This window comes from Kribbella sp. NBC_00359, assembly GCF_036097425.1.
In the GTDB taxonomy this organism is placed as follows: domain Bacteria; phylum Actinomycetota; class Actinomycetes; order Propionibacteriales; family Kribbellaceae; genus Kribbella.
Map to the genome: position 1 here is coordinate 7,346,291 of NZ_CP107975.1, position 12,045 is coordinate 7,358,335.

Genomic DNA, 12,045 nt, shown 5'->3' on the forward strand with positions numbered 1-12,045 from the left:
TCTCTCCTCATCCCAGCCGGTACGTCGCGTGCGCGTTGCCGGACATGATCTTGGTCTGCAGATCCCCTGAGATCCCGTCGGGCAGCGCGTCGGCGGCGTTCGCGAAGTGCGCATGCGGGTAGTCGGTCGAGAACATCAGCATCTCGTCGCAGAGAAGCTGGTCGATGACCTCGACGAGGAACTCCGGGGTGTCGGGCCGGTCGAGCGGCGCGATGGTCATCCGAACGTGCTGGCGCAGCACCTCGGACGGAGGCCGCTCCACCCACGGAACCTCACGGCGCAGACCCTTCCAGTCCTTGTCGAACCGCCACATCAACGGCGGCAGCCAACTGAAGCCGCCCTCGATCGTCGCGACGGTCAGCTCGGGGAACTCGACGAAGACACCTTCGGTGACGAAGCTCAGCAGCTGTGCCTGGAACGCCAGCGGAACATTCACGTAGTCCTCGACGAAGTACGTCGGCCAGCCGACAGGCGTCACCGGGTTGCCGCTGAGCCCGCCGGCCTGGACACCGACAACGAGCCCGGCGTTTCGCGCGGCTTCGTAGATCGGCCAGAATCCGCGCCGGCCGAGTGGCTCACGGCTGCGGGACGGGACGGTCACCTGGACGAACTGACTGTGCTGCGCGGCCCATTCGACCTCTTTGGCCGCGAACGCCGGATTCTGCAGCGGAAGCACAGCCGATCCGCGGAGCCGGGGATCCTGCTCCAGCCACTCGTGCAACTGCCAGCGATTCAGCGCCCGGGCGAGCGCAGCCGCCAGGTCGTCGTTGTGGATGGAGTCGATGGCGTAGGTGCAGTTCAGGATCGCGTACTGCAACTCCCACGGGTCGAGCAACTGACTCCGGAGGAGCTCGAGGCTGGACCCGGGCGGTCCCTGCTCCGGCCGGGAACCCTCGAGGAAGAGATTCGGCGCGTTGGACGGATAGAGGGTCGAGGCCAGCCCGCCCATACCGGACTCGGTGATGTAGTCGCGCCACCGAGCCTCGAGGTAGGGGAACAGACTCTTCAGGCTGTCGAGGTTGATGTGTACGTCGGTGTCGATCAGGGCGAGTCCGGCCCACTGCTGGGGGCGTGCGTAGTTCTCGAGTTGTTGGATGGCCACTTGTGCTCTCACCTTCGTGGTTGTGGGGAACTCACAGGTCGAGGACCAGCCGGGACGAGAGCGCGCGCGAGACGCAGATCATCATCGTGTCGTTCGCGGCGCGCTCGTCGTCGTCGAGAACCGAGTCCCGATGATCCGGAATGCCTTCCAGCACGGTCGTCTGGCAGGTGCCGCAGGTTCCCTCTTCGCAGTTGGACAGGACATAGACACCGGCCTCGTCCACGACCTCGAGGATGGACTTGTCGGGCGGTACGACGAGGACCTCGTCACTCTCGACCAGTTCGATCTCGAAGGACGTGTTGGGAGCGACCTCGGTCAGCGGTCTCGGCGCGAACCGCTCCACCTGAAGGGTCCGGTGCGGCCAGTGCGCGCTCTTCGCCTCGACGGCCGCGATCAGCGGTTCGGGACCGCAGCAGTAGATCAACGTCCCGGGCTGGGGTTCGGCGAGGAGCTGATCCAGTTCGATCAAGCCGCGACGATCCTGCGGCCATTCGAGGACTCGCTCGGGACCGTAACTCCCGACCTCGTCCCGGTAGGCCATCGACGCCTCGCTGCGACCGCCGTAGACCAGGCGCCACTCGGCGCCCGCCGCGTGCGCTGCAGCGATCATCGGGATGATCGGGGTGATCCCGATCCCGCCGGCGATGAACAGGTACTGCGGGGAATCGTGGAGCGGGAAGTGGTTGCGCGGGCCGGTCGCCGTCAGCACGTCACCGGGCTGGACGCGCTCGCACAACGCGGCGGATCCACCTCGACTCTCGGGCTCCCGCAGTACGGCGATGCGCCACTGGCTGCGATCCTCGGGATCGCCACACAGCGAGTACTGCCGAACGAGCCCGGGCCGAACCTGTACGTCGATATGACTCCCCGGAGCCCACGACGGCAGCTCCGAGGAATCGTCAGCGACGAGCACCAGCTCGCTCACGCCGGACGAGACCTGCTGGTGGGACTTCACCCGCAACGGCATGCTCGTTTCGCGCACCAACTCCGCTCCCCCACGGGCGTCAGATATTGACAATGACATAGTCGCGGTCGACCTCGACCTCGTACGTTTCACCGGAGTACGGACCGGGCTGGAACCCGGCCGCGGAGAGCTCCGGATTCTTGGCCAGGGCCTCACCGGACTCCACCCCGGTCGGATACGCCTTGACCTTGGTCTTCGCGGGGTCGAACCAGGACTGCCCGGTGGCGATCTCGAACTCCCAGCCGTGCCAGGGGCAGCGGATGATCTCCCCGCGCATGATGTAGTCGTACTTCCCCGGCTTGTCCGAACGGACCAGTCCCGAGGTCACGCCCTCACACATCGGTCCGCCGCCGTGCGGGCACTGGTTGCGGATCGCGTAGTAGTTGCCCTTGACGTTGAAGACGCCGATCGACCGCTTGGCGATCTCGACCACCTTCCGGTGGCCGGGTGGGATCTCGTCGACGGTCGCCACTACGTACTTCGTCACGTTGTCTCCTTGTCCAGAAGGCATCATTTGATTCCGGTCATCGAGATTCCGCGGGTGAAGTACTTCTGCGCGAAGACGAAGACCAGGACGGTCGGGATGATGGCCAGCGTCGCTCCGGCCATCAGCGGGCCGTACTGGGTACTGTCCTGCGTCTGGAAGAACGCCAGCCCGACCGGGACGGTGAACTTGTTGACATCACTGAGGTAGACCAGCGGGCCGAAGAAGTCGTTCCACACGTTGACGAAGGTCAGCACCGCGAGGGTGGCCAGGGCCGGCTTCGACAGCGGCAGAATGATGCTCACGAAGATCCGGAAATGGCTCGCACCGTCGACGAGGGCGGCTTCGTCGTACTCCTTGGGGATGGTCAGGAAGAACTGCCGGAGCAGGAAGGTGCCGAACGTGTTGGCGACGATCGGCGGAATGATCAACGGGAAGTGGGTGTCGATCAGACCGGCCTTCACGTACGCCGAGTACAGCGGCAGCACCATCAGCATGTCCGGGATCATCAGCGAGGCGAGCAACAGCCCGAAGGCGGCGTCCCGCCCGCGGAACTGCAGTCTCGCGAAGCCGTAGGCGCCCAGCGCACAGACGAACAGCCGGCCGATGATCACCAGCACCGTGATGTAGGCACTGTTGCCGAGGAACCGGATGAAGGGCAGGACGCCGTTGTTGATCAGGTAGGCGTAGTTCTCGCCGGTGAACGGCTGTGGCAGCAGATGCGGCGTCAGGCTGATCACGTCGCCGGGCTCCTTGAACGAGCTTGACAGCATCCACAGAAACGGGCCGATGGCAACCAACGCCACCATGACGCAGACGACGTACGTCGCCGTCGGTGCGACGATCCGGCGCGGCCGGCGTCGCCGTTCGACGCCGGGATCGTCCTGCGGCACCGGCGACCGCGGTGGCGCGAGCTGTTGGGGAGCCCGAGTGTCTTCGACCGTCATTGATAGAACACCCACCTCTTCGAAAGCCGGTTCTGGATCCAGGTGACCGCGAGGAGCACGGCGAAGAGCACGATCGCCAGTGCCGAGGCGTAGCCCATCCGTCGCAGCGTGAACGCCTCGTACCAGAGGTGGTAGATGTAGACGTACGTGCCGTCGCCCGGTCCGCCGCCCGTCATCACCAGGACGAGCGCGAAGACCTGGAACGAGCCGATCGTCTGCAGGATCAGCAACAGGAAGATCGTCGGCGTGAGGAACGGCAGCGTCACGTGGACGAAGCGTGAGAACCGGCCGGCCCCGTCGAGGGTGGCTGCCTCGATCAGCGTCTCCGGGACCCCTTGCAGGCCGGCCAGGACGATGATCATGTTGAAGCCCATGTTCGCCCAGATCGCGGTGGCGATCACCGCGGCCATGGCCGATCCGGGTTCACCCAGCCAGTGCGGTCCGGTGATGCCGAACGACGCCAGGACCGCGTTGATGACGCCGTACTGATCGCTGAACACCCACCGGCTGACCACGCCGACGGCGACCAGGGACGTCACGTACGGCAGGAAGATCAGCGCCCGGATGACGGCAATGCCTCGAAGCCGGTTGTTGACCAGCAGGGCCAGGGCGATCCCGATGATGATCCCGACCGGGACGTACCCGACCGTGTAGATGGCCGTGTTGATCAAGCTCTTGCCGAACAGCGGATCCTGCCCGGAGAACATCTCCTGGTAGTTGGCCAGGCCTTTGAACGTCGGTGCCGCCAGGCCGTCCCAGTCGGTGAAGCTCGTCACCAGTGTGGGCACGACCGGGATGACGTTGAAGAGCAGCGTCCCGAGCACGACCGGACCGATGAACATCCAGCCGCGGAGGTTGCGGCGCCGCACTCCGCGGTGTCGCACCTGCCGGTGGGCTGCTTTGTTGTCCGGCGCCTGGATGGTCTGTGCGGCCGTCACTTCGCCGCGACCTTCAGGTCGGGATCGGTGAGCGCTCCTCCCTTCTCGAGCAACTCCTTGCCCTTGTTCCCGTTCCAGCCGCGTTTCTTGATTTCAGCGTTGACTGCGGCCCGTCCGCGGCTGATGTAGTCGGCGGTGGCGAGCTTGCCGCTCATCAGGTTGTTGGCATTGGTGCCTTCGACGAAGGAGTCGGCGAGCACCGTCCCGATAGGCCCACGCGGGAACGGCACATCGACCGGGTGGCCTGCCGCGTTGCCCAGCGCTTCGGCCCAGACGTGGGCGGTCTTCGGCCGCGGATGGTCGGTGAACGCGGCGCTCTTGGCCACCTCGGTCAGCGCCGGAACGGCGAACTGTGCCTTGGCCATCACCTCCGAGGCCGCCTTGCCGCACAGGGCCTTCATCGCCAGGAAGGCGGCCTGCGGATCCTTCGCGGTCTTCGGGATGACCCAGGTCCGGGCGTAGTTCTTCGTCATGGCGAAGACCGGCGTCTTGGGCCAGGGCATCACGTCCCAGTCGATGCTCTTGCTGATCTGCGCGCTGATGTCCATGGCCTGCCACGTCATCGCGAGCTTCCCCGCGTTGAACAGCGGCAGGTACTCCACGTCGATGGTGGGGGCGTAACCGTCGCGGATGTAGGAGACCTGCTTGTCGATCGCGGCCGCCGTCTCCGGCTTGCCGTAACCGCATTCGGTCTGGTTGTTGTAGAGCGCGGTGTCACCAGCACCGTACGCCGTGGCCTGGACCGTGTTGACGGCGTACTGCAGACCGTAGGTATCGGTCCGGCTGCCATTCTTCTTCGTCAACGTCTTGACGGCTGCGTCGAACTCGTCCCAGCTCCACGCCTCGGACCACGAGGTCGGCGCCGTGAGCCCGGCATCGGCGAACAGCTTCTTGTTGTAGTACAGCGCGTTCGCACTCATGCCAGGCGTGATCGAGAACTGGTATCCCTCGACAGCGACCTTCGTCGTGAACGTCGGGCTGTACTTGGTCAGGTCGAACCCGTCGCCGGCGTCCTGCATCATCTTGTCCAACTGCAGGATCTTGCCGTTCGTCGCCAGGTCGTACACCCGGTCGTCGTCGATGCGCTGCAGGTCGGCCGCCGTGCCGGAGGCGAACTGCAGCATCACGCTCGCCCAGTCGTCTCCAGGGGCGGGCTTCCAGACGATCTTGATCTTGTGCTCGTCGAGGCTCTCTTTCTGAGCAGCCGCGATCATGTCCTTGAACATCTTCTGGGTGGTCGGATCACCGACGGAACTGAAGGTCACCTCGGTCCAGCCCGCGGGCGTGCCGGACGACTGCGATCCGCAGGCGATCAACGAGTTGCCGGCAACGCCGGCGGCGGCCAGTCCAAGGCCCCCTTGGAGTAGTCGGCGGCGGGTGAACAACGAGCCGGAGGTCATGGCGATGGTCTCCCTTGACAGGCGGTTCGCCCGGCACAGGCCCCCAGAGTCTGCGCAACAACAGCCATCTACACCGATGTACTACGCGGCGCTGACAGCTGCGGGCTGTTGATCTTGGGTGTATCCCAAGTGTTCGCCTGCCAGACCAGAGTGTCAACACTATGCGGAATAGAACTTCCAATATTCGGAAGTCTGAAGCCCGCCTGCCGGCCCGCACGGAGGGGGTGGGCGGAGCACTTATGCTTGAGTCCCGATCGGGTCCGAGACAGAGAGCAGGATGGTGGAGAACAGGACGTCGGGAAGTGTCCAATCCGTCGAACGGGCCTTCCACCTTCTCGAGCTACTGGCCGACAGCGGCGATTCGTCGCTGACCGATCTCTCGGCCGCCATCGATGTGCCGGCGCCGACCACGCACCGGTTCCTGAAGACGCTGGTCGCGCTCGGATACGTCCGCAAGCTGCCGAACCGCCATTACGGGCTCGGACTCAGGATGGCGAGACTGGCGGGCCGGGTCGACTTCGGCCCGATCGTGAAACCGCACCTGGACACGCTCGCCCGGGAGATCGGCGAGTCGGCGAATCTGGCGGTGCTCGAAGGCGACATGGTCGTCTACATCGCCCAGTCCCCCTCGCCGCACGCGATGCGGATGTTCACCGAGGTCGGGCACCGCGCGCACACCCATTCGACGGGGGTCGGCAAGGCGATCCTCGCCGGACTGCCCGACGACCAGGTAGCCCGCATCACGAGCCGGACCGGCCTGCCGGCCGCGACCAAACACAGCATCACCGACCTGGCGAAGCTCCGCACCGAACTGAACCGGATCCGCCGCACGGGATACGCAAGGGACAACGGCGAACAGGAGCTCGGTGTCGTCTGCTACGCCGTACGGGTCCCCGACGTACCGGTCTCGATGGCGATCTCGGTCTCCGGGCCGGCCTTCCGGATGACGCCGGAGCTCGGCAAGGCGGCAGTCCCGCTGCTGATCAGCGAGGCCCAGGCGATCTCGGACGAACTGCTCGGCGCCTTGGACTGACCCGGCGGCCGGAATCGGCGGAGTCGCCCCCTCGAACTTCGAGGGGGCGACTCCATCGTCGAGACGCCAACCGATCAGTTCGGGCTAGTGGCGGGTCACCGCGGCGTAGGCATCGACGATGCCATGGCCGTAGAAGCCGTTGAAGTTGCGCGTCCCCTCGCAGAGCGCGTTGAACTCGTCCGACCGCCCTTCGTTGGTGTAGGTCTGCAGCGGCGGGTTCGGGCACGCCCGGGCCTGCGCCGTGTCCATCAGGATCCGACCGACCTTGTCCGGGTTCATCCCGAAGTCACCGTGGCTCTTCTTGCCGTACTGGCTGACGATCAGCGCGGCCACACCGGTGGCGTGCGGCGACGCCATCGACGTGCCCTGCAGCACGAAGTAGTACCCGCACTTGGTGTATTCCGTCACACCGCCCGGGCACTGCTTCTGCGCCCCGGCCGCGACCCCGGCCGGGGTGATGTTGCCGGTCGCGTCGACCAGCCCGCCGACCTGCAATGCGTTCACCGGGTACGTGGACAGGATCAGGTTCTCGTTGGTCCGGAACTGCGGCGTCCCGAAGAAGTCGCGGAACCACCCACCGGGGGCGGACACGTCGGTCTGCTCCAGGCCGTAGTTGGAGTAGTCGGCCTTCGTGGTCGACGGACCGAGCGCCGACACACCGATCACGTGCGGACCCTCGGCCGGCAGGTCGACACAGGTCGCATTGTCGATCGGCCGCGGGTACGCCGTGTTCAGTGGGAAGTCCGGGCTGCTGAGGTCCGTGCGCGGCTTGCCGAGGTCCTCGTGGTTGTTGCCGAGCGCGCCGACGAGCGTGACGCCGTGGTTGTGCGCGTAGTTCAGCGCTCGGTTCATCGCGCGGATGATGGTGCGCTGCTCGGCCTGCGCCTCCGGACTGTCGGCCGGGTTGGCGGTGCAGTTGTACAGCCACGGGTCGACGTAGAACGACATGTTGACGACGTCGAGTCCGACGTCACCGGCGTACGCGAGTGCGTCCGTGACCGGGCCGAGGAACAGGAAGCCGCTGTCCTGGCCGCCGCGAATCTCCACCAGCGTCACGTTCGGCGCGACGCCGGAGACACCGACGCCGTTGACCGCGGCACCGATCGTGCCGGCCACGTGGGTGCCGTGACCGCTGTCGTCCCAGCCGACCGGGTCGACACAGCCGCGGAACTCGCACACGCCGTCGATCTCCGGGATGTCCGGTGCGAAGTTGCGGGACAACTTCCAGTCGAAATTCGGCGCGATGTCCGGGTTGCGGGCGTCGATGCCGGAGTCGAGCACCCCGACCTTGACCGACTTCTTGCCCGGCTGGACCTGCCGCGCCAGGTCGGAGCGAACCATCCGCAGACCCCACAGTTGCGCGTCGAGCGGGTCCATCCCGACCGTCTTCTTGCCCGCCCCGGCCTTGCCGGTCCCGCCGTTCTCGCGCTCGACCGTGCGCGGCTTCTGCTGCGGCACCGTGCCGATCGGCCGGCTGCGGGCCGCGCCCTCGACCGCGCTGGACGCGGACACGCGGGCGACGAACCCCGACGCCGCCGCGCGCACGGTCAGCGTGCCCAGATGCGCGTTCTCCTTGACCACTTCACCGCCGGCGGCCTTGACCGCCGCGATGGCCTGGTTGCGGTCCGCCCCCGTCTCGAGCAGGACCAGGTACTCGGTGTCTCCCCCAGTGACTCCCGTAGCTCCAGCACCGGCTGTGACCGGTACCGCGAGCGTGGCAGCGACCAGGGCGATCGCCCCGGTCACCGCGAACGGACTTCTCCGGACGTCCCTCACGAGGATCCCCTCCCTGGAGTGAGTGTGACGGGGCTCACGCTAGGGCTGGGTACGGCGCCCGAGAAGGCGACGACGTTGTCAGGATTTCCGAAGCAAGCGACTGACTTTCACCTTCCCGGCGGGCAGGTGACTCGCGGATTCCACATCTCGAAGGTGCCGGCCGGGTTGTGTTTCCAGACCCAGACGTGCAGGGAATAGAACGCCGGCAACCCGAACCGGTTCGGCTCGGTCGTCAGATTGAACGTGTGCCCGAACAGTCTGGGCGGCGCTGTGTGTGTCGCGTCCCACGCAGACTTGATCACGACGTACTCAACGGCTGCGAGCCGGAGGGTGCCGTCGTGGGCGGGGGCGTAGACGAGCGCCTCGGGCCGGTTGGCGACGATGGCGGGATCGCCGACCAGCGAGGAGTTGGCCCAGTGGATGCCCATGCCGCCCATGCCGGGCATGTCGATGCAGGCGATTCCCTGGGTATCGGTGAGCAAGGCGTATTTGCTCTGCTCTGCGACGGCGATGCTGTGGTACTTAGCCGTGGCCTGCCGCAGCGACGCCAGACCGTGCTGCGGATGGGCTACGGCAGCGGATGAGGCGGTGACCATGAGCGCAATCGTGGCCACGGCCGATCCGATGGCCAGCCTGATATTCATCTCGAGCCCCTTCCTGAGCCTGGCGGATGCCACGAGGATGCGGGGCGAGGACCGTGTACGGCGTCGGTGTGAGTCCCCTACTTTGGCGTCGGCCGACCCCTATCTTGGCGGTCGTTCGTTGACCCGGGGCTCGGCCGGTTCCTAGCGTGAGACCATGGCGCTGATCGAGCGCGGTCCCCAGTTGGCCGCGCTGTCGCAGTATCTCGAGGACACCCGGGACGGATCGGGCGTTCTGGTCCTGGTGGCAGGCGAAGCCGGCAGCGGCAAGTCGGCACTCGTCTCGGATTTCCTTGCGGACGTGGCGGTTCGTGTCGTCGCGGGCTCGTGCGACGGGTTGTCGACGCCTCGGCCGCTCGGGCCGTTGATCGACATCGCGGCGCAGCTCGAGGTCGACGCCATGCTCCCCCGCGATCAACTGTTCGCCGCGATTCTCGACGCGCTCGCGCGGCAGTCGACCATCGCGCTGGTCGAGGATCTGCACTGGGCCGACGACGCGACGGCCGACTTCCTGCTGTACGCCGGGCGCCGCCTGGACGACCTGCCCGCGATGCTCATCGCGACGTACCGCGACGACGAGATCAGATCGAACGCGACGCTGACGCGATCGATCGGCGAGTTCGCCCGGTTGGGCGTGGCACGGCGGGTTTCGGTGGGCTCGCTCTCCGAGTCGGGTGTGGCTGCCCTGGTCGCGGGATCCGGCCTCGATCCCGCGGAGGTGTTCCGGCAGACGTCGGGCAATCCCTTCTTCGTCACCGAGTGCCTCGCGGCAGGATCGAGCACGCCTGGCACGATCCGCGACGCCGTACTCGCTCGGGCAGCCCTGCTGCCGGTCCACGGCCGGCGCGTTCTGGAGGTCGCCTCTCAGCTCGGCCTGCGGTTCGAGGCGGATCTCCTGATCGAGGCCGGTGGCGCCGACGCCGGTGGTGTCGACGACTGTGTCGCGCAGGGCATGTTGATGACCTTCGGGACTGAACTCGGATTCCGCCATGAGTTGTCGCGAGCCACCATCGCCGACGAGATCCCGCCGATCCGGCGAGCCACGGTGAACCGGGCCATCCTGCGAGCGCTCGAGCAGCGGCGTGGCATCGATGTCGCGCGGCTGGCCGGCCATGCCGCGGCGGCCTACGAGACGGAGCGCGCATTCCGCTACGGCCTCCGGGCGGCTCAGCGCGCGGCCGATCTCGGGGCACATCGCGAAGCCGTTCACCATTACCGGACTGCGCTGCGGTTCGCCTCACCTCAACCAGCGAGCGAGCGCGCCACGCTGCTCGGTGCGCTCGCCGCCGAATGCATGGTCACCGATCAGATGGACGAGGCCCTGACGGCGGCTGAGGAATCCCTGCAACTGTGGAACGAGATCGGTGACCCGATCAAGGTCGGCGCGGCTCACATCGCCCTCGAGTACATCGCGTGGTACCTCGGGCGCGGCGATCTGGCACTCCAGCATGCCTCCGACGCCGTCGCGGTACTCGAACCTCATGGGCCGACTGTCGAGCTGGGTCGAGCCCTGACGGGTGCGGGCACCTTCGAGGTGGATACCGCAGACCCACAGCACGGCATCGTGACGCTTCGACGCGCCCTCGAGATCGCCACCTCGACCGGCGACCCGTACGGCCAGTCGAACACCCTCAACTCCATCGGCTGGGCGCTGGCCTACTACTACGGCGACGTCGACAGCGCAGTCACCCATCTCGAGCAGTCCCTACAGGATGCATTGAAGTACGGCTTCGGCCACCTGAGCGGACGGGCCTATGCGAACCTCGCAACCGTCCTCGTCGACAACGACCGGTTCGACAGCGCCGACACCGTCATCGCCGACGGGCTCCGGCATGCCGAGGACCACGACCTGACCCTGCGATGGGTGTGCATCACCTCGGTGCTGGCCGACGTGGAGCTGAGACGCGGCCGGTGGGACGACGCCCTCGCCGACGCCTGGGGCGTCCTGCAACGAGCCGGAACGATGGCGGTCGGGCACATCCCGGCGCTGACCACAATCGGCACGATCACCATGCGCCGCGGCGAGCCGGACGCGCATTCCACGCTCCTGGAGGCACTGCAGCGCGCCGAGTCCGCCGAGGACATGCAGCGGATCGTCCCGGTCACGTTGGCGCTCGCCGAGGAAGCGTGGCTACACCGCGACCTGCACAGTGCCCGCAGCTCGATAAGAAACGCGCTCAGCCGGAACGACAAGCCGCTCACCGTTCACCATCGAGGCCACCTGACCTCCTGGGCGACACGACTCGGCGACCCTCACGACGTACCGGCCGGCACACCGTCCCAGATCGCCTTGGAGATCAACGGCGAGTGGCAGCAGGCGGCTGCCGCCTGGTGCACACTCGAGCGACCCTACGAACAGGCCTTGGCACTGATCGAGGTCGGCACACCAACCGCGCTGACCCAGGCGTTCGACATCCTCGACCGTCTCGGTGCCCGTCCCGCCGCGACGCTCGCTGCCGAACGATTGCGGAGCCTGGGCGAACGAGTGCCACGTGGGCTGCGACCAAGCACACGAGGCAACCCGGCCGGCCTGACCTCCCGCGAGGTCGAGGTGCTCCAGCTCGTTGCCGACGGCCTGACCAACGCGGAGATCGGCGCTCGGCTCTTCGTCTCCGACAAGACCGTCGAGCACCACGTCTCCCGGATCCTCGGCAAGCTCGGTGTCCCCAACCGTCGCGAAGCCGCGAAGACTGCTCAACAGCTGGACCTCCCCACGACATAGGCCATTGAGCATGCTCCGCCGGTCCGCCGTATCTGCGC

10 protein-coding genes are annotated in these 12,045 nt (G+C 66.7%); 2 read left to right on the forward strand and 8 right to left on the reverse strand.

Annotated elements, in window-relative coordinates:
* Window positions 1–7: 7 nt before the first annotated feature.
* Genes OG876_RS35710 through OG876_RS35735 form a run of 6 tightly spaced genes read right to left on the reverse strand, consistent with a single transcriptional unit; the run spans window position 8 to window position 5,835 of the window.
* The gene (locus OG876_RS35710; RefSeq protein WP_328521120.1) at window positions 8–1,102 is read right to left on the reverse strand and encodes an amidohydrolase family protein; all 1,095 of its coding nucleotides are present in this window, start codon (window positions 1,100–1,102) and stop codon (window positions 8–10) included.
* Window positions 1,103–1,133: 31 nt separating this feature from the next.
* A complete protein-coding gene (locus OG876_RS35715; RefSeq protein ID WP_328521121.1) occupies window positions 1,134–2,084 on the reverse strand; it encodes a PDR/VanB family oxidoreductase in 951 nt (316 codons plus the stop codon).
* Between the two features lie 22 nt (window positions 2,085–2,106).
* Entirely contained in the window at window positions 2,107–2,553 is a 447-nt protein-coding gene (locus OG876_RS35720; protein WP_328521122.1) for a Rieske (2Fe-2S) protein, read from the reverse strand.
* 23 nt (window positions 2,554–2,576) lie between these two features.
* Entirely contained in the window at window positions 2,577–3,497 is a 921-nt protein-coding gene (locus tag OG876_RS35725; RefSeq protein ID WP_328521123.1) for a carbohydrate ABC transporter permease, read from the reverse strand.
* Entirely contained in the window at window positions 3,494–4,435 is a 942-nt protein-coding gene (locus OG876_RS35730; protein ID WP_328521124.1) for a carbohydrate ABC transporter permease, read from the reverse strand. The genes OG876_RS35725 and OG876_RS35730 overlap by 4 nt, the downstream gene beginning before the upstream one ends.
* On the reverse strand, window positions 4,432–5,835 hold the full coding sequence (locus tag OG876_RS35735) for an extracellular solute-binding protein (RefSeq protein ID WP_328521125.1): 1,404 nt from the start codon (window positions 5,833–5,835) through the stop codon (window positions 4,432–4,434). Before OG876_RS35735 ends, OG876_RS35730 begins: the two co-directional genes overlap by 4 nt.
* Before the next feature lie 277 nt (window positions 5,836–6,112).
* Between OG876_RS35735 and OG876_RS35740 the strand changes: the two genes are divergently transcribed.
* On the forward strand, window positions 6,113–6,868 hold the full coding sequence (locus OG876_RS35740; RefSeq protein ID WP_328521126.1) for an IclR family transcriptional regulator: 756 nt from the start codon (window positions 6,113–6,115) through the stop codon (window positions 6,866–6,868).
* Between the two features lie 84 nt (window positions 6,869–6,952).
* Here the strand turns inward: OG876_RS35740 and OG876_RS35745 are convergent, their stop codons facing one another.
* On the reverse strand, window positions 6,953–8,644 hold the full coding sequence (locus OG876_RS35745) for a S8 family serine peptidase (protein ID WP_328521127.1): 1,692 nt from the start codon (window positions 8,642–8,644) through the stop codon (window positions 6,953–6,955).
* A gap of 107 nt (window positions 8,645–8,751) precedes the next feature.
* A complete protein-coding gene (locus tag OG876_RS35750) occupies window positions 8,752–9,258 on the reverse strand; it encodes a hypothetical protein (protein WP_328521128.1) in 507 nt (168 codons plus the stop codon).
* Window positions 9,259–9,442: 184 nt separating this feature from the next.
* On the opposite strand from OG876_RS35750, the gene OG876_RS35755 reads away from it, so the two are divergent.
* Window positions 9,443–12,007, forward strand: a complete 2,565-nt coding sequence (locus OG876_RS35755) for a helix-turn-helix transcriptional regulator (RefSeq protein ID WP_328521129.1) — start codon at window positions 9,443–9,445, stop codon at window positions 12,005–12,007.
* The last annotated feature ends 38 nt before the right edge of the window (window positions 12,008–12,045 follow it).

What these genes read in the sequence shown, in the direction of transcription:
- OG876_RS35725 (WP_328521123.1), bottom strand. Translation starts at nt 3,497, where the DNA reads ATGACGGTCGAAGACACTCGGGCTCCCCAACAGCTCGCGCCACCGCGG.
- OG876_RS35735 (WP_328521125.1), bottom strand. Translation starts at nt 5,835, where the DNA reads ATGACCTCCGGCTCGTTGTTCACCCGCCGCCGACTACTCCAAGGGGGC.
- OG876_RS35740 (WP_328521126.1), top strand. Translation starts at nt 6,113, where the DNA reads ATGGTGGAGAACAGGACGTCGGGAAGTGTCCAATCCGTCGAACGGGCC.
- OG876_RS35755 (WP_328521129.1), top strand. Translation starts at nt 9,443, where the DNA reads ATGGCGCTGATCGAGCGCGGTCCCCAGTTGGCCGCGCTGTCGCAGTAT.